General features: G+C 70.8%; 15 protein-coding genes and 1 other RNA gene. 4 read left to right on the top strand and 12 right to left on the bottom strand.

What is annotated here, in order from left to right; translation table 11 throughout:
* Positions 1-47 precede the first annotated feature (47 nt).
* Entirely contained in the window at positions 48-3,848 is a 3,801-nt protein-coding gene (locus tag Acy02nite_RS04920; RefSeq protein ID WP_203738581.1) for a hypothetical protein, read from the bottom strand.
* On the opposite strand from Acy02nite_RS04920, the gene Acy02nite_RS04915 reads away from it, so the two are divergent.
* On the top strand, positions 3,811-4,875 hold the full coding sequence (locus Acy02nite_RS04915; RefSeq protein WP_203738580.1) for a hypothetical protein: 1,065 nt from the start codon (positions 3,811-3,813) through the stop codon (positions 4,873-4,875). The genes Acy02nite_RS04920 and Acy02nite_RS04915 overlap by 38 nt on opposite strands.
* Positions 4,876-4,926: 51 nt before the next feature.
* Here Acy02nite_RS04915 and Acy02nite_RS04910 read toward each other — a convergent pair whose 3' ends face one another.
* On the bottom strand, positions 4,927-5,133 hold the full coding sequence (locus tag Acy02nite_RS04910) for a hypothetical protein (RefSeq protein WP_203738579.1): 207 nt from the start codon (positions 5,131-5,133) through the stop codon (positions 4,927-4,929).
* Between the two features lie 253 nt (positions 5,134-5,386).
* Positions 5,387-6,412, bottom strand: coding sequence for an aspartate-semialdehyde dehydrogenase (locus Acy02nite_RS04905; protein ID WP_203738578.1), 1,026 nt, complete (start codon positions 6,410-6,412; stop codon positions 5,387-5,389).
* Between the two features lie 102 nt (positions 6,413-6,514).
* On the opposite strand from Acy02nite_RS04905, the gene Acy02nite_RS04900 reads away from it, so the two are divergent.
* On the top strand, positions 6,515-7,306 hold the full coding sequence (locus Acy02nite_RS04900; protein ID WP_203738577.1) for a class I SAM-dependent methyltransferase: 792 nt from the start codon (positions 6,515-6,517) through the stop codon (positions 7,304-7,306).
* Positions 7,307-7,676: 370 nt separating this feature from the next.
* Here the strand turns inward: Acy02nite_RS04900 and Acy02nite_RS04895 are convergent, their stop codons facing one another.
* Genes Acy02nite_RS04895 through Acy02nite_RS04885 form a run of 4 tightly spaced genes read right to left on the bottom strand, consistent with a single transcriptional unit; the run spans position 7,677 to position 11,429 of the window.
* The gene (locus Acy02nite_RS04895) at positions 7,677-8,126 is read right to left on the bottom strand and encodes a M15 family metallopeptidase (protein WP_239174238.1); all 450 of its coding nucleotides are present in this window, start codon (positions 8,124-8,126) and stop codon (positions 7,677-7,679) included.
* Between the two features lie 34 nt (positions 8,127-8,160).
* On the bottom strand, positions 8,161-9,441 hold the full coding sequence (locus Acy02nite_RS46330) for an ABC transporter permease (protein ID WP_239174236.1): 1,281 nt from the start codon (positions 9,439-9,441) through the stop codon (positions 8,161-8,163).
* 31 nt (positions 9,442-9,472) lie between these two features.
* Positions 9,473-10,360: a serine/threonine dehydratase gene (locus Acy02nite_RS04890; protein ID WP_203738575.1), complete on the bottom strand. Its 888-nt coding sequence runs from the start codon at positions 10,358-10,360 to the stop codon at positions 9,473-9,475.
* Positions 10,361-10,370: 10 nt separating this feature from the next.
* A complete protein-coding gene (locus Acy02nite_RS04885; RefSeq protein WP_203738574.1) occupies positions 10,371-11,429 on the bottom strand; it encodes a type I glyceraldehyde-3-phosphate dehydrogenase in 1,059 nt (352 codons plus the stop codon).
* Positions 11,430-11,580: 151 nt separating this feature from the next.
* Here Acy02nite_RS04885 and Acy02nite_RS04880 point away from each other — a divergent pair, with 151 nt between their 5' ends.
* Positions 11,581-12,012: a toll/interleukin-1 receptor domain-containing protein gene (locus tag Acy02nite_RS04880; protein ID WP_203738573.1), complete on the top strand. Its 432-nt coding sequence runs from the start codon at positions 11,581-11,583 to the stop codon at positions 12,010-12,012.
* Positions 12,013-12,191: 179 nt separating this feature from the next.
* Here Acy02nite_RS04880 and Acy02nite_RS04875 read toward each other — a convergent pair whose 3' ends face one another.
* On the bottom strand, positions 12,192-12,956 hold the full coding sequence (locus Acy02nite_RS04875; protein WP_203738572.1) for a sulfite exporter TauE/SafE family protein: 765 nt from the start codon (positions 12,954-12,956) through the stop codon (positions 12,192-12,194).
* 319 nt (positions 12,957-13,275) lie between these two features.
* On the opposite strand from Acy02nite_RS04875, the gene rnpB reads away from it, so the two are divergent.
* An RNA gene (gene rnpB / locus Acy02nite_RS04870) (RNase P RNA component class A) lies at positions 13,276-13,668 on the top strand.
* Positions 13,669-13,711: 43 nt separating this feature from the next.
* Here the strand turns inward: rnpB and Acy02nite_RS04865 are convergent.
* From Acy02nite_RS04865 to Acy02nite_RS04850, 4 genes are all read right to left on the bottom strand, one after another.
* Complete coding sequence (locus Acy02nite_RS04865) at positions 13,712-14,515, bottom strand: hypothetical protein (protein ID WP_203738571.1); 804 nt, start codon at positions 14,513-14,515, stop codon at positions 13,712-13,714.
* Positions 14,516-14,586: 71 nt separating this feature from the next.
* Positions 14,587-15,300: a hypothetical protein gene (locus Acy02nite_RS04860; protein WP_239174234.1), complete on the bottom strand. Its 714-nt coding sequence runs from the start codon at positions 15,298-15,300 to the stop codon at positions 14,587-14,589.
* A 209-nt stretch (positions 15,301-15,509) separates the two neighbouring features.
* Positions 15,510-17,156, bottom strand: coding sequence for a monocarboxylate uptake permease MctP (mctP, locus tag Acy02nite_RS04855; protein ID WP_203738570.1), 1,647 nt, complete (start codon positions 17,154-17,156; stop codon positions 15,510-15,512).
* Positions 17,153-17,374, bottom strand: coding sequence for a DUF3311 domain-containing protein (locus Acy02nite_RS04850; RefSeq protein ID WP_203738569.1), 222 nt, complete (start codon positions 17,372-17,374; stop codon positions 17,153-17,155). The genes mctP and Acy02nite_RS04850 overlap by 4 nt, the downstream gene beginning before the upstream one ends.
* Positions 17,375-17,458 lie beyond the last annotated feature (84 nt).

Below are 17,458 nucleotides of genomic sequence, written 5' to 3'. Positions count from 1 at the left end.
GCCGCGCCGTCATGGCGCGGCCCGTTGCGTGCGGATCGGTGATACGGCTACCGGCTGCGGCGGGCGCCGGACGGTGCCCGGACAGCGCTCGCCCGTGCCGCCGATGGGGCCTTGGCCGCACTCCGCGCCCCGCGGGTCCCACCCGTGGCGCCGCCGTTCGTGCCCGAGGTGCGGCCGGCCTTGGTCGCCTTGGCCCCGTTCCCGGCACCCTTGCCAGCGTTCCCGGCACCCTTCCCCGCGTTGGCAGAGCCCTTTCCCGCGTTAGCAGCGGCCTTCCCCGCGTTAGCAGCGGCCTTCCCCGCGTTGGCGGCGCCCTTGCCCGCGTTCCCGGCGGTCGGCTTGTTCGCGGGCGCCTTCGTCGCCGGAGTGCCCGCGTTCGCTGCGGAGGCCGCCCGTGCCGCCGGCGTCCGAGCGCCGGCCTTCGTCGCCTTCGCGGCGGACTTGGTCGCGCCCTTGGCCGCGGCGGAACGTCCCGCGGGCTCCGCCGCTGCCTTGGAGCCGGCAGCCCGGCCCGCCGGCCGCGTCGCGGCCTTGGCAGCGCCGGCACGGCCCGCTGACCTGGACGGACGTTCCTCGGTTACCGTGTCGGCGACCTGAGCGGCCTTGGTTGCCGCCGCCTTCGCGGTCTTGGCAGCCTTCGCGGCCGCGGTCCGCGTGGTCGCGGCGCTCTTGGCGGCCTTGCGAGCAGCGGCCTTGGCCGCCGTGGCGGACACCGCCGCCACGCTCGCGGTAGCCATCGCCTCTTCTGCCCGGGCTGCCGCAAGCTCGGTAGCCGCCGCCTCGGCAGCGGCCGCCTCGGCAACCATCGCCTCCGCCGCAGCAGCCGCCCGCGCCGAAACGCCCCGGCCCGGCGCCGCCTTCCTGCCCGACGCCTTGGCCGCGTTTGCCCTGTTCCCGGTAGCCTTCGCCCCGCTCGCCCGGCTTCCGGCTGCTGTGGCCCCGGCCGCCTTCGACCCGACGGCCTTGCCTCCAGTCGCCTTATTACCTGTCGCCTTACTGCCCGTCGCCTTCGTGGCGGTCGACTTCGCGGCGGTCGCCTTCGTTCCTGCGACCTTGGTCGCCGCAGTCCTGGTTGCGCCCGCCTTGGCCGGCGCGGACTTCGCCGTCGCCTTCGCAGCGGTGGCCTTCGTCCCGGCCGCCTTACTGGCCGCAGCCTTCACCGCCGTGGCCTTAACCCCAGTGGCCTTAGCCCCAGTGGACTTGGTCCCCGCCGCCTTACTCGCGGTCGCCTTGGCCGCAGTCACCTTGGCCGCAGTCGCCTTGGTTCCCGTGGCCCGCGAACCACTCGCTTTGCTGGGCGCCGCCTTAGCCGTGGCGGCCTTGGATCCGCCTGCTCTGCCAGGCGCGACCTTGGTCCCCGTGGCCCGTGTCCCGCTCGCCTTGGAAGGCGCAGCCTTCGCCGCGGCGCCCTTGGTCGCGGTTGCCTTCGTTGCACTGGCCTTGGCCGGAGCGACCTTGCTCGCCGCGGCCTTGGTCCCGGTCGCCTTGCTCGCCGTGGCCTTGCTCGCCGTGGCCTTGCTCGCCGTGGCCTTGCTCGCCGTGGCCTTGCTCGCCGTAGCCTTGGCCGGGCTCGCCTTGCTGGGCGCCGCCTTGGTCGCCTTCGACGCGCTGGCCTTGCTGGGCGCCGCCTTTGTCGCAGCGGCCTTCGTCGCAGCAGCCTTGGAAGCGGTAGCCCTGGCCCCGGTCGCCTTGGCCACGGTCGCCTTGGCACCCGCCGCCTTGGTTCCGGTTGCCTTCGAAGCGGACGCCCCAGCCTTGGTGGCCTTATCCGCAGCCCGGGCCCCCGTCGATTTGGCCGCAGCCGCCTGGGTCGCGGTCGCCTTCGCTGCGGTTGCTTTGGTCGCCGTTGCCTTGGTCGCGGTCGTCTTAGCGGCGGTGGCCTTGGTCCCAGCCTTGGCCGCGGTCACCTTGGTCGCAGTCTTACTTGCGGTCGCCTTCGTCCCGGTCGCCTTCGTCCCGGTCGCCTTCGTCCCCGCAGCCTTGCTCCCCGCAGCCTGGGCCGCGCTACGCGTCCCGGTTGCCTTCCTGGCCGGTGCCGCACCGGTGGCCTTGCTCGCCGCCCGGCTTCCGGTCGCTTTGGCGCGCTTCCGGCCCTGCGCTTCCGCAGCAGCCGCTTCCTCGGCCGCAACCGCGGCCCGATCGGCCGCGGCAGCCGCCTTACCCGGGGCAGCCCGGCCTCCGACGGCCTTGACCGGCCCTGCCGCCCGGCCCCGGGCCGCTTTGGAGCCCACCGTCTTCACCGGAGCCGAGGCCCGGCCACCGGCCTTGGATCCGACGGCTTTGACCGGTCCACGAGCCTGCTCGGTCACCGCGGTGATCGCTGCCTCATCCGCGAGTTCGGCGGCCTGTGCCGCGGCCTCGGCCGCTTCTGCAGCCTTGGCGGCGGCACCGCGCGCGGCTCCGATCGTCCGGCGTGCCGATTCGTCGAAGTCCGCGGCCGGCTGCGAGTCCCAGTCCTCGTCGTCAGTGCCGGTTCCCGGCCGGCTGGTCGCAGCCCGGTCCGCCGCCCGCCGTGCCGCCGCTTCGCGCCGGGTCATCCGTGACGGCGCCGGTTCCGCGCTGGCCGCGGCCTCCTGCGCCGATCCCGGCTCGACCGTCGACCGCCCGATGTCCCCGGCTTCGGCCGACGGTACGGCCACCAGCCCGCTCACCCCGGACCCGCTCACCCCGGACCCGCTCGTTCCGATCCTGCTCGCCCTGGACCCGCTCGTTCCGATCCTGCTCGCCCCGGACCCGCTCGTTCCGATCCCGCTCGCCCCGGACCCGCTCGTTCCGATCCCGCCCGCCCCGGACCCGCTCGTCCCGGCGATCGACGGCAGCGCACCGCCACCGACCGCGACCTGGGCGGCCGGTGGTTCCGGCTGGTCCGGCGCGATCTGCCCGACCGCCGCGGTCCCGGCCTGCGCCGCGCGGGTAGCCGCCGTCTCGGCCTGTGCCGCTCGGACGGCCGCCGCCTCGGAGGGTTCGGATTCGCCACGTTTGCGCACCGGCTTGCTCCGGATCACCCCGTCGTCCTCGACGACAACTTCGTCGTCGGGCGACAGGAAGAGCTGCCCGCGAGCCCGCGCGTTCCTGGCGAACTCTGCCATCTGCGCCGACACCACGTCGGGGCTCTCGTCCCCGTCGTCCTTGGTCTCCGTCTCGGGGGTGCCGAGCGCTTCCAGGTCGGGCCGGTCAGCGCCCCACTGGTCCGATTCCCGCTCCGGGGTCGGCGAGTCACGCGGCGGCGCGAACCATCCGCCCAGGAACGGCCGGTCGGTCAGCTCGCTGGGCGAGACGTCCGCGTCGCCGGGCCGCACGCCTTCGGACTCCGGATCGGGCCGGCCCGACTCCATCCGGTCCCAGTCTGTGCCGGCGTCGGCGGAGACCGTCACCTGCGTCTTGTTGGGCACACTGCTGCTGGCCGCCGCGACGCGCCGACCGCTCCGGGTCGCTGCCGCGCCACCGCTTCGCTGCTGCGAGACGACACCCTTCCCGGGTACGGTCACAGCCCGCGCCGCCGGCACCTTGCCGCGACCGCTCGCACCCCGTCCGGCAGCGGTCTTCACCGCGCCGGATGCCACCTTGCCCGCAGCCCGCCCCGAGGTCGTCTTCACCGCGGCCGCCTTGGCAGCCACCGGCTTCACCGCCGCACCCGTGGTCTTGGTACCAGCCGCCTTGGCAGCAGCCGCCTTCGCAGCAGCAGTCTTCACAGCAGCGGTCTTGGTCGCAGCGGTCTTGGTCGCAGCGGTCTTGGTCGCAGCGGTCTTGGCAGTGCTGGCCTTGGCAGTGCTGGCCTTCGCCGTGCTTGTCTTGGCAATGCTGGTCTTGGTGGCAGTCGTCCTCGCGGCCACCGACTTGGCGGTCACCGGCACCCGCCCGGTCACCGACTTGGCCGGGCCACTCTTGACCGAACTCCGAGCCGCCGCAACCGCCTTGCTCGTCGCACCGCGAGCCGCCGACTTGCTCGTCGCACCGCGAGCGGCCGGCACCGCCGCACCCGCCCGCTTGCTCCCGGCAACCCGGCCGGCCGAAACCTTGGCAGCCGAGGCTGCAGTCCGCGCAGCCGGCACCTTCTTCCCCGCCGCCGGGCTCGCGACAGCCTTCGCCGCGGTCCTGGTGGAGGCCTTGGCCGCGGCCACCTTCGGAGCAGCGGTCTTGGCTGCGACCGTCTTGACCGCCGCCGTCTTGGCTCCGGCCGCCTTAGCCCCGGCCGTCTTCACGGCGGACTTGGCAGCAACAGGCTTCACCGCAACCGTCTTGGCACCGGCCACCTTCCCCGCGGCCGGCTTCACGGCGGACGTCTTCGCGACCGTCGTTTTCACTGCGGACGTTTTCGCGGCCGTCGTTTTCGCGGCCATCGGCTTAGCGGCCGTCGGCTTAGCGGCCGTCGGCTTAGCGGCCGTCGGCTTAGCGGCCGGTTTCGCCGGGACCGCCTTGGCGGCAACCTTCTTGCCCGCGCCGGAAACCCGCGCCGTCACACCCGACGGAACCTTCGACCTGGCACCCACCGCGACTCCACTCCCCACCTTCGCGGCGGCACGTCCCACCGCTGCCGTTGTCGACCCGCTCACCCGCGGCGCGGGCGTTCGCCCGGTCGCGCTCCTGCCCGCTGCCGCCCCGGCCGCGGTCACCGCTTTCCCGTTCCTGCTGCCGCCTGCGGCGCCCGCCGCCCCGGTCGCCTTCCGTGCGTCCGCCGCGGACCGGCCGCCTGCTCCATTCCGGCCGGTCGGCGAGCCGGGCGCCGCGGACCGGGCGTTCACACCGGTGCGGGGCGCGCTCACGGCCGCGCTTTTCGCCGTACGGGAAACAGGTTTTGATCCCGCGCCGGAGGCGGCGGGTCTGATCGGAGTTTTCTTGGCAGGGGGCATCGGGGTGTTTCCTCCTTGCGAATGACTGCGGGCACGACGGCGCCGGGGAAGGTCGGACATGGAGTGGGGCGACGGTCTAACTGCTCTCCCCGGTCCAGCGGACGTCCTCGGCTTCCCAATCGGCATTGCGCTTCTCGACCGTTTCGAGGGCCCGCGTCGCTTCGTCAGCCGTGGCGAACGGGCCGAGCCGGTATTGGGCGGGACACACGTCGTCGCCGCTCTCGACCCGGTGGTGTCGGAGGCACCAGAAGTAGCCCGCCCCGCCGAGCCCACTGTCGTTCATTCCATCACTCTGCAACTAAAAACGACCATGCGCTACCGATTCGGGCAAAATGCCCCAGATTTCCATTGTGGAGCCGAGAGGATTGACCGTCATACCTCATCGGAACGAGCCACTCGGTCAATTCGCCCGGCTTCCGCCTCGCATTCACACTTCAGAGACCCTCGATGACCGCCGCCCTGCACGCCGGGCTCCGCGCAAGACAAAGCCGCCCCGGCCGCAGTACGCGGCCGGGGCGGCAGTGAAGAAGGACGGATCAGCTCAGCTCGGCGGCGACCAGCTCGGCGATCTGCACCGCGTTCAGGGCAGCGCCCTTGCGCAGGTTGTCGTTCGAGATGAAGAACGCCAGACCGTTCTCCGCGGTCGGGTCGACGCGGAACCGGCCCACGTAGGACGGGTCACGGCCGGCCGCCTGCAGCGGGGTCGGCACGTCGGACAGCTCCACGCCGGGCGCCGACGCGAGCAGCTCCTGCGCGCGGGCCGGCGACAGCGGCCGGGAGAAGCGCGCGTTCACCTGGATCGAGTGCCCGGTGAAGACCGGCACGCGCACGCACGTCCCGGAGACGAGCAGGTCGGGCAGGCCGAGGATCTTCCGGCTCTCGTTGCGGAGCTTCTGCTCCTCGTCGGTCTCGAAGCTGCCGTCGTCGACGAACGAGCCGGCCTGCGGGATCACGTTGAACGCGATCGGCTTCGGGAAGACCTTGGACTCCGGGAACTCCACCGCGGACCCGTCGTGGACCAGCTCGAGAGCCCGGTCGGCGACCTTCTTGACCTGCTCGTCGAGCTCGGCCGCACCGGCCAGCCCGGCCCCGCCGACGGCCTGATAGGTGGTGGCGACGAAGGAGACCAGCCCGGCCTCGTCGTGCAGCGGCCGGAGCACCGGCATCGCGGCCATGGTCGTGCAGTTCGGGTTGGCGATGATGCCCTTGGGGCGGACCTTCGCCGCGTCCGGGTTCACCTCGGCGACGACGAGCGGGACGTCCGGGTCCATCCGCCAGGCCGACGAGTTGTCGACGATGACGGCGCCGGCCTCGGCGACGCGCGGCGCGTAATCCTTCGAGCCGCCCTTGCCGGCCGAGAAGAGCACGATGTCCAGGCCGTTGTAGTCCGCGGTCGCCGCGTCCTCGACGGTCACCTCGCCACTGCCCCACGGCAGGGTGCGGCCCGCGGAGCGCGCGGAAGCGAAGAGCCGGAGCTCACTAACCGGGAAGGCGCGCTCGGCCAGGATGCGGCGCATGACGCCACCGACCTGTCCCGTCGCGCCGACGATGCCGATCCTCATGACGACCAAAATACGGCCTGAACTGCGTACCAAGAAATCGGCTTGCTCATAATGTGGGATCACTGTCTCACATTCGAGGACGACAGGTCTAGCTTCGAGGGCATGGCGACGTACACCCACGGGCACCACGAGTCGGTCTTGCGCTCACACCGCTGGCGCACCGCAGAGAATTCGGCGGCGTACCTGCTGCCGCATCTTTCCTCCGGATTCACGCTGCTGGACGTCGGATGCGGCCCCGGCACCATCACGGCCAACCTGGCGACGCAGGTCACACACGTCACGGCGCTGGAACGTACTGACGCCGCACTGGATCTGGCCCGCGCCGAGGTCGCGCGTCAGGGCCTGACCAACGTCGGCTTCGCGGTCGGCGACGTGCACGCCCTCGACTTCCCGGACGACAGCTTCGACGTCGTGCACGCCCACCAGGTGCTCCAGCACGTGACCGACCCGGTCGCCGCGCTGCGCGAGATGCGCCGGGTCACCAGGCCCGGCGGGGTGGTCGCGGCGCGCGACAGCGACTACGCGGGCTTCACCTGGTTCCCGCTGATGCCCGAGCTGGACGAGTGGCTCGCCCTTTACCAGCGGATCGCGCGCGGCAACGGCGGTGAGCCCGACGCGGGGCGGCGCATGCTCTCCTGGGCGCGGGCCGCCGGTTTCACCGACATCACCGCGACCGCCTCGGTCTGGTGCTTCGCCGACGACGCCGATCGTCAGTGGTGGGGCGGCATGTGGGCCGACCGCATCCTCGAGTCCGACATGGCGGCGACGGCGCTGCGGACCGGCGCGGCGTCGCGGGAGGACCTGGAGCGGCTGTCGGCCGGCTGGCGTGCGTGGTCGCAGTCCCCGGACGGCTGGTTCACCATCCCGCACGGCGAGATCCTCTGCCGCGTCTGACCGGCCGATCGCGGTCCCCCAGGGCGGCTCACCCACCGCCCGGACCGTGACGGGCGCGAGGCGATCCCGGGTCGAGGCCCGGCCGCGCCCACGGTCCCGGCTGGTTCTCATGGACGTTATTCGTGCCTTATAACGTCCATGAGAACCAGCCGGAACGCCGCGGCGCGATGCGGCCCGGACCAGCAGCGAGCTCACGTGAGCCCGACGCCGGAGACGGCGCGATGCGGCCCGGACCAGCAGCGGGCTCGCGTGAGCCCGACGTCGAAGGCGGCGCGCGGCGGGCTGGGCCGGCGGCGGGCTCGCGGGCGGCCACTCGGGTGGCGGCCGGAGGCTCGAGGCGGGGCTGCTCCGGACGTACCGGCGCAAGGGGTCAGGTGTTGGGGCGGAACGCCCAGTGCCAGCTCTCCCGCTTGACGTTCTCGACGAAGCCGTAACGGTCGGCGTTCTTGCGCATCCAGGCGAGCGCTTCCGGGTTCAGATCCAGGTCGGTCGCCATGCCCCAGCCGTGTTCGCTGGTGCCGGGCTTGGCGGCGAGCCCGCCCTGCGAGTAGAGGCCCTTGCGCCGGGCCAGGTCGACCTGCTCCTCGTAGGGCCGGTACGAGTCGGTGATGCCGATCTTCACGCCGTCCTGCTGCGCGTCGGCGATCATCTGGGTGAGTTTCTGCGCGGCCGGCGCCCACAGTTTGTGGCGGGTGCCGCCGACCTGTCCGAGCGCGTTCGCCGGGATCTTGCCGTTGCCGTAGGCGACGAGATCCTCCGGGATGCCCTTGGCGTTGAGTTTGTACGTCCGGCCGGCGTCGGGCGTGTTCTGCGCCGCCATCGCGCCGCGCAACTGGCTGGCGAACGTGGCGCTGCTACTGCTTCCCGACTCCGATGTCCGGGCCGCGGTCGTTGCTGTGGTTGCCTGCTGGGTCTGCAGCGCGATGATCCGGCTCTGGATGTTCGCGATGCGTGCGTTCACTCCCTCGATTCCCACGTTCTACTGGTTCGGCGTGGCCACGGAAATCTGAGTTGCTCCGCGAAATTGACCCGGCGGGAACCCCTTCGAGACGCACGGTCAGGTCGAGATCGACCTCCGAGGTGCTGTCCTTCCGGTTCGGCAGGACATTCGTGATCAGGACCAGAAGACAACCGATTGCCGCGTACGCCGTGAGCACCCACAGGTGCGGGCCGATCGGCGCATCCGGGAAGTAGAGGTCGTCGCGTACCGCCTGCACGCCGGCGCCCGTCGGCAGGTTCTCGCCGAGGTGCTGCCCGAACGCGGGAAGGAACTCGGGCAGGATGCTGGCCCCGGAGATCACCGTGCCGATCGTGAAGTAGAACGCGCCCACCGCGGCGCCCGCCGGGCCGACCAGCGCGACCGCGCCGGCCGTGGAACCGGTCACGGCGAGCGAGATCAGCGAGAAGATGCCGAGCATCTCCCACCGGTTGGCGTCGCTGCCGACCCCGAACCAGCTCATCGACATCAGGACCGCGGCCGCCGAGCCGACGGCGTAGAGGATCAGCGTCGAGAGGTGCGCGACGCCGCGGCGCCAGCTCCGGCGGGTCCGGGGAAGCAGCCGCCCCAGCCCCATGGACGCGATCGTCCCGCCCAGCGACAGCGCCTGGGTGAGGAAGCCCAGCGACACCCCGTTCACGTCGTCGGCCGGCAACGGCACCACATCCGTCACCTGCGGCGGCGTGATCAGCTGCTCGACCGTCGCGACGCCGATCTCGTCGCTCGTGGCGGCCAGCTCGGTCACCTGCTCGGCGGTGCGTTGCTGCAGCACCGACGTGTACGTGCCGCGCAGCAGCGTCGCGGCGGCCGGGCCGGCGGCGCTCGCCACGTAGAGGTGCGGGGCTGCGCCACTGAGGTCGACCCCGCCGTACACCTCGCGTCTTCTGATCGCGGTGGTCAGCTCGCCGGCCGAATCGAAGTCGCCCACCTCGAACCGGCCGCCGGCGGAGAGCATCGCGATGACCTCGGCGCGCTGCCCGGCGTCCGCGACCAGCCCGACGGGCAGGTGGTGGGGTGCCGCCTTGTGACCCATGCCCAGGTAGTACGCGGTCAGGCCGAGCTGGATGACCACGCCGATCGCGCAGACGGCGAGGGCGAAGCGCCGGAACTGGCGTACTGACTGGATCTCGTCGGCCACATCCCTGAGCCTGCCCTGTTCTCCGGCGTGATCAGCCCAGATCGGCGGGATTGGTGTTGGCGCCGCAGAGCAGGACGGTGACGCGTTCGCCGGGAGCGGGCCGGTAGACGCCCGAGGTCAGGGCGGCGTAGGCGGCCGCGGTGCCGTGCTCGACGACGATGCGGTAGTCGTCCCAGAGCTTGCGGCGGGCGTGGATGATCGCGTCGTCGTCGACCAGGATGGAGTCGATCCCGGCGGCGGTGGCGAGCTCGAAGGCGATGTCGCCGACTCGTCGCGCCCCGAGCGAGTCGGCGGCGATGCCGGAGACCGGGACATCCACCGGTCTTCCCGCTTTCATCGCCGTGTGGAGGGCTTGCGAGGTGGCCGGCTCCACCGCGACGATGCGGGCGCGGTCCCGGAGGGCGGCGATGACGCCGGCGACCAGTCCGCCGCCACCCACGGCGACCAGCACCGTGTCCGAGACGTCGGCGATCTCCAGACCGAGCGTGCCGTTTCCGGCGACCATCGCCGGGTCGTCGTAGGCGTGGAAGAACAGTGCGCCGGTCCGCTCCATCGCGGCCGCATACGCCTCCGCGTACTCGTTGCCGACCTGCACCACCTTCGCGCCCAGCTTGCCGAGCTTGGCGACCTTGACGGCCGGCGCGGTCACCGGCACGAACACCTCGGCCGGCACGCCGAGCTCCCGGGCCGCGTACGCCGCCGCGAGCCCCGCGTTGCCGCCGGAGGCCGCGACGATGCCCGCCGCCGGCACCGTGCTGCTGAGGATCTTGTTCATCATGCCGCGGGTCTTGAACGAGCCCGCATGCTGCAGGTACTCCAGCTTGAACCACCGGCCGGGCTCGGCCTCGATCAGCGGGGTGCGCCGCACCCGGCCGTCGATGCGCCGCGCGGCGGCCTCCACGTCCCCAAGGTTGATCACGCCGTCGAATCTAGACGGCGCTCCAGCTGGCGTGTCCGGACGGAACCGGTAACCGTTCGCCGATCAGCCGGGCGAGGTCGAGTAAACGGTTCGAGAAACCCCACTCGTTGTCGAACCAGCCGCGCACCTTCACGCCGCCGTCCGCGGTGGTCTGCGTGCCGGACGGGTCGAACAGGCACGACGCCGGATTGTTCTTGACGTCGATGGAGACGGTGGGGTCCGGATCGTACGCCAGGATGCCGCGCAGCGGCCCGGCCGCGGCCTCCGCCATGGCCCGGTTCACCTCCTCGACCGAGACCGGGCGAGCGGTCTGCCCGGAGAGCTCGGCGAGCGACCCGATCGGCGTCGGCACGCAGTAGTAGCTGTAGCGCATCTCGCCGATCTCCGGCAGTGCGACGCGCACCAGGTCACCGACCACGTGGTTGTGCGGGATGATGCTCTCCCCGGTCGCCCGGCCCAGCCGCGGATCGTCGCGGGAGGCGCCGATCAGCGAGTCCTGCACCCGGCCCCAGCCCTGGGCGGCCAGCATCACCGACGTGTTCACCGAGCCCAGCCCGAACCGGTCGAGCAGCACCTTGGCCATCACCGTCAGCGCGTTCACCCCGCAGGAGGCCGGTGAGACCACGTCGTGCGCCTCCCGGTCGTAGCTGGTGTGGTTGGCACCCATCACCAGGAACGCGTCCGGGTTGTCGGCGGAGGCGCTGATCACCACCTTGCGGGCGCCGCCGTGGCTGATGTGGCTGCGGGCCGTGCCGCCGGCCCGGAACCGGCCGGTCGCCTCGATCACCACCTCCACCCCCTGGTCGGCCCACGGGATGCGCTCCGGCCGCTCCTGCCGGTAGGCGCGGATGGCGTGGTCGTTGACCACCAGGTGGTCGCCGCGGGCGGTCACCGTGCCCGGGAACGAGCCCCGGATGCTGTCGCGGCGCAAGCCGTACGCCAGTTTCTCGGTGGACGCGATGTCATTCACCGCGACGATCGAGACGCCTGGATTCGGCGCGGCCGCAACAATTCTGGTCAAACTGCGACCGATGCGCCCGAGTCCGTTGATCCCGATCGCGACAGTCATCGAGCGCTCCTCGACTCCGTTGCTGTTATGTGCTCCCCGTCCGCCAAGGACACCCCTGTTTTACACAAGGGTCCACTCGGCGTTACGGGTTCGACACTAAGAGTTGTGCAACTTGCACGTCAACGGATGACAATGTCACACCATCCGAGTGATGTCCGTCGACGCCGGGCGCCCACTGTGGAATACCCTGCGTCATGCTGGAGACGTGCCCGTACTCGTCTCCTACGCCCCCGCGGACGCCGTCTGGGCACAGTGGATCAACGGATCGCTGCAGGCCGCGGGCCATACCGTGGAACTGGCTCCGGCCGGGTTCGACTTCGCGGACCGGCTAGCCGTCGCGCTTTCCGGCCCAGATCGAGTGATCGTTCTCGTCTCGGCGGAGCACCGCGCCTCCGCATCGGACTGGTCCCGGGTGCCGATCACGCCCGCTCTCACGGTGCTTCGCCTGGATTCTGTTCCGGTGCCGGCGCCCCTGCGTGCCGCAAACTGCAAAAGCCTGCATGACCTCGACGAAGAGGAGGCCATGGAGGTTCTGATGTCGACGATTCAAAGCCCGCAAAACCCCTTTTCGCGTACGTCGTGATTGCGGGCCCGTTTGATTCCCCGGCACAGCGGGTAGCGAAGAAGTCGATCTCGTCGCCGACCGATTTCGGACGATTCCCGCGTTGGCTGGCGAATGCCCGGGCCCTTCCCGGTCGGCTGGACGAGCACCCGGACGCTTCCCGGGTCGGCTAGGCAGCGCCCGGACGTTTCCCGGGTCGGCTAGGCGAACGCCCGGTAGAGCAGGATCAGGCCGATCGCCGTCCCGAACGTGACGATGAGGTACTTCAGCACCTTCGCCGGCAGCCGCCGTGCCACCCTCGCGCCCACGTAACCGCCGACGACAGTGGCCGGCGCCAGCGTCGCCACCGCGGCCCAGTCCACGTCCGCGAAGAACGCGAACACCACCACCGTCACCAGGCCCACGGTCGCCGACAGCACGTTCTTCAGCGCGTTGATCCGCTTCAGGGGCTCGTCCAGGATCAGGGCGAGGGCCGCGACATACATCACGCCGAGGGCCGCCCCGAAGTACCCGCCGTACACCGCCCCGACGAACACCACCAGCTGCAAGGTGACCGCCGCCCGGCGCGGCGCCATGCTCCGGGGATGCCCCACCAGGCCGCGCAACCGCTCCTGGAACGCCAGCGTCGCCGCCGCCCCGAGCACCAGGAACGGCACGATCACCTCGAACACCCGCCCCGGCGTGGCCAGCAGCAGCGCACACCCGCCGACGGTGCCGACCAGCGCGGCCGGCAGCACGGCCCGGACGCGTCTCCCCTGCCCGGCCAGGTCCGCCCGGCTCCCGGCGACGCTCGACACGTACCCCGGGAAGACGGAGACGGAATTCGTCACGTTCGCGTCCACGGACGGCAGTCCGGTAGCGATCAGAGTCGGGAACGTGATCAGCGATCCCCCGCCGGCGATCGCGTTGACCCCGCCGGCCGCGATCCCGGCCACCACCAGCAACAAAATGTGTGACAGATCCATGATGCGAGCGACCTTACGGGCTCACGCGCTCCCGGTCCCGCAGCCCCACCGAGATCACCACCGGGTCCGAGCCGGCGCTCGGCAGCTGACAGGCCCGCCTGACGCCGGCACCAGCCGAACGCCGCCAGCCGGCCCACACCGTCCCCACCACACCCCCATAACAACCGTCAGCACCAGCCGAAGGCGGCCAGCTGGTGCTGACGGTCATGATCGGGGCATCGTGACGACCGTGAGCGCCAGCCGGGACGGCGGAAGATCGAATCCTGCCCCGGGCCCGCGGCCCCGCAACGGCCAGGACGTACTATTGCGGCGCGACGGACGAGTCGGCTGGGCGGCCGCGTCGGTGCTTGCGGGCACCGCCGAGGAACGTCCGGACTCCGCAGAGCAGGGTGGTTGTTAACGGCAACCCGGGGCGACCCGCGGGAAAGTGCCACAGAGAACAGACCGCCGGCGCGAGCCGGTAAGGGTGAAACGGTGAGGTAAGAGCTCACCAGCACCCCGGGTGACCGGGGTGGCTCGGTAAACCCCACCCGGAGCAAGGCCAAGCAAGGTCGCGACCGCGAGGTCACGGCCGGCGCAGGGTTCGAGGGCTGCTCGCCTGATCCTGCGGGTAGGCCGCATGAGCCTGTCGGCAACGGCAGGCCGAGATGGATGGCCGCCACCGGGGCTCACGCCCCGGCCACAGAATCCGGCGTACAGGCCGGCTCGTCCGCCGCCCTCAGGTCGTCACCGGGGCGCCCACCGGAGGCGAGGCGTCAGGCGGCCGCGGCGCTCTCCGCCTCGGGGTTTCGTGGCGCGGGCGGGGTGTCGGCGCTCAACGGTTCGGCGCTCTCCGGGCTGTCGAGCTGCACCGGGAAGACCTCACGGCACGGCAGGAAGATCTCGTGCCGGTCACCGAGCGCATCCTTGACGCCCAGCCGCAGGTCGAGCATCTCGAGCCGGAGCATGGCGGCCGTGGTGATGGTCAGGAGCAGGACGTCCCGGGAATTGGCGGCGCTGAGCGGGAGACCGGGCCCGGCCCGGTGCAGCCGGAAGTCCTTCCACTCGGTGAGGCCGGCCGCCTTGATCGCCTGACGTGCGTCGCCGTAGGCCAGCCAACGGAACTCCTCGCTGCTCACCGCGTGGACCGGCGCGATCCGGTACTCGATCGACTCGACGGTGACGATCGACGAGCCGCCGTTGGTCATCTCCAGCTTCCACTGGGCGCTGTGCAGATCCGTCTGGTTCAGTTCCTCGAAGATGCCCTCGGTCAGGGTGATCATGAACCGGATCGACGGGCGAACCGCCTGGGCGTACTGCATCCGGGTCAGGGTGAGCGCGGCCACCACGGTGACGACGGTCGCCCCGGATTCCAGATCGAGCAGTTGGAGCCGCCACGGCCACTGCGCCCGCACGGCCTCCGGAAGGTTCTGCCGGACGATCTCCCAGATCAGCATCACCCCGGCCACCCCGAGGGCCAGCCAGGGAAGAACGCTCAGAGTCCAGTTGCGTTTGACGATCCGCTGGGTTCGCCCCAGAGGGGCGTTACTGCCGCGACCGCCGGATACCCGCTCTGCCATATCGTCGATCGTCGAACTCGGTGTCAAACCGCGAGCGACACGTCACGCGGAGTGCGCCCGCGCGCCGCGGGTCACTGCCGGACCCGGACCTGCTGGGTCACCTCGGGATAGCCCTGCTGCTGGGTGAAGAAGCCCTCCAGCTCAGCCTGCTCCAGCACATCCTTCGCGGCGCGCACGCGGGCCCGTTCGGCGGCCTTGGCCCCTCGCGACCGGGCGGCCTCCTCGGCCGACTTCGCCGCTTGATTGGCGCGCCGGGTGAGGGCTGCCTTCGCCGCTCGCTGGCGGGCGACCTCGGGATCGAGGCGCCGCGCCGGGCGGATCTCGGCGGTCGCCTCCACCTCGCGGGCCTCGATCGCGGCGAAGTCCGGGCGGATCTTGGCGGCGACCCATTCGACGCCGGCGACCAAGCCCACCACCAGGGAGAAGATGATCCGCAAGCCGAGCGGGCCGGGCGCCGCGAAGTTGACCGCCGCGGAGATGGTGACGACCACGACGAGGACTTTGAGGGCGGCCTTGCGCGCGTCCTGGGCCATGCCCGCGGTCTGGCTGATCGTCAGCATGGAGAGCATGGCCAGATCGAAAACGGCCGGGACGATCCACGCGAAGAGCCCGGCGCCGAGGCTCACCAGGTAGTGCCCCTGGTGCAGATAACTGGCGGCGAGCGCGCCGGCGAGGATGCCGTTGTTGGCGCGTTTGATGGTCCGGATCGCCTTCAGCATGCCCGGGACAGCGCCCTTGGCGTACTCGGCGGCGAACTGTTGCGTCAGCGTCATCTGCGCCGGCACGCGGACCTCCCCAGCGATGTCAGATGCGAGGAACCCTCGGAGAACAGGGCAGACGCTACCGAAGAAGGGGCAGACGGGGGCAAGGTTCGCAACGGACCGCAAGGTCCGCAATCAAAAGCAAACTCCGATCGGCGTACGCGATGAGCACGCCCGCCGGACTCGAGGCGGGCGTGCTCATCGCCGTACGGGAGAATCGTGGTGGAAATCGGTCAGGTCGAGGAGACCGTCCCGACCGTGGTGCTCGTCTCCCGCTCGATCCTCGGGTCGCCCTCGTCGGCGAAGTAGTCGCTCGGCGCCGTCCCGTCCGCGCCCGGGGCGACCTTCATCACCCGCAGCCAGAACGTTGCCAGCACCGCGACGATCAGGTTGACCAGCACCGCCACGAACCCGACGTAGATCGTCTTCTTGGTGTCGAGCCCGAACTCGGAGAGCGCGAACGCCGAGCCGCCGAAGTGCCGGCGACCGGTGGCGGCGTTCGGGATCTGCCAGAGCATCCAGAACGCCAGGATCATGCCGGCCGCCCAGCCGGCGATCAGCGCCCCGCGGTGCAGCCACCGGCCGTAGAGGCCGAGGATCACCGACGGCGCGGTCTGCAGGATGATCACACCGCCGATGAGCTGCAGGTCGATCGAGAACTGCGGGTCCAGGAAGACGATGAACGCCACCGCGCCGACCTTGACGACCAACGAGGTGATCTTGGCGACGCTCGCCTCCTGCGCGGGGGTGGCGTCCCGCTTGAAGTACTCCTTGTAGATGTTGCGGGTGAAGAGGTTCGCCGCGGCGATCGACATGATCGCGGCCGGCACCAGCGCGCCGATCCCGATCGCGGCGAACGCCACCCCGGCGAACCAGGCCGGGAAGTGCAGGTCGAAGAGCAGCGGCACGACCGTGTTGCTGTCCACGCTGCCGGCCTTCGCGCCGGGCAGCGGCTTCACCCCGGCCGCGATCGCCATGTAGCCGAGCAGCGCGATCAGGCCGAGCAGGAAGCTGTACGCCGGCAGCGCCGACATGTTCCGCTTGATCACGTTGCGGTTCTTACTGGCCAGCACCCCGGTGATGCTGTGCGGGTAGAGGAAGAGCGCCAGCGCCGAGCCGAGTGCCAGTGTGAAGTACTGCACCTGGTTGTTGGCGTTCAGCAGGATCCCGTCACCGGGCGCGGCCGACGCCTGGAACTTCTTGTCCGCGGCGTCGAAGATCGCACCCCATCCCCCGAGTTTGTACGGCAGGTAGAGCACCGCCACCGCGATCACGATGTAGATCAGGGTGTCCTTGACGAACGCGATCAGCGCCGGCGCCCGCAGCCCGGACTGATAGGTGTATGCCGCCAGGATCGCGAACGCGATGATGATCGGCAGATGCCGGGCGATCGCGCTGTCCCCGGTCACGCCCATCGTCTTGAGCACCGACTCGATCCCGACGAGTTGCAGGGCGATGTACGGCATGGTCGCCACGATGCCGGTGATCGCGATCAGCAGGGCGAGCGTCGGGGAGTCGTACCGCGTCCGCACGAAGTCGGCCGGCGTGACGAAACCGTGCCGGTGCGACACCGACCAGAGCCGGATCAGGACCAGGAAGAAGAGCGGATAGATCACGACGGTGTACGGCACGGCGAAGAACCCGGCCGCACCGGCGCCGAAGATCAGCGCGGGAACGGCGACGAACGTGTACGCCGTGTACAGGTCACCGCCGACGAGGAACCAGGTGATCCAGCCGCCGAAGCTGCGCCCACCCAGCCCCCACTCGTCCAGATGCGCCATGTCCTGCGGCGCCCGCCACCGCGCCGCCACGAAACCCATCCCGCTGACCAGCAGGAACAGAACCGAGAAGACGACGATCTCAGTGATGTGCGAGCTCATGGCCGGCCCCGCTTCTTGGTCATCTGGTAAACCAGCGAGGTGGTGCCGACGCCGAGCAGGATGAAGGCGAACTGCAGCCAGTAGAAGAGCGGGAAGCCGCCGAGTCGCGGCTCGTCATAGTTGTACAGAAACGTCAGCAGCGGCACCACGATCGGCACCAGCAGCAACCAGTTCCAGGGACTGCTATCGGTACGTGGTGGGGATTCCGGCTCCGCCATGATCCGCCTCCCTCAACAGCGTGTACGGTTTCCGTCACGCTAACGAGGCAGCCGGTCCAAAGGCGATCAACATGCGCCGAGCGG

This window comes from Actinoplanes cyaneus, from assembly GCF_016862095.1.
Classification (GTDB): Bacteria; Actinomycetota; Actinomycetes; order Mycobacteriales; family Micromonosporaceae; genus Actinoplanes; species Actinoplanes cyaneus.
This window is presented reverse-complemented; position numbering and strand designations above follow the sequence as displayed.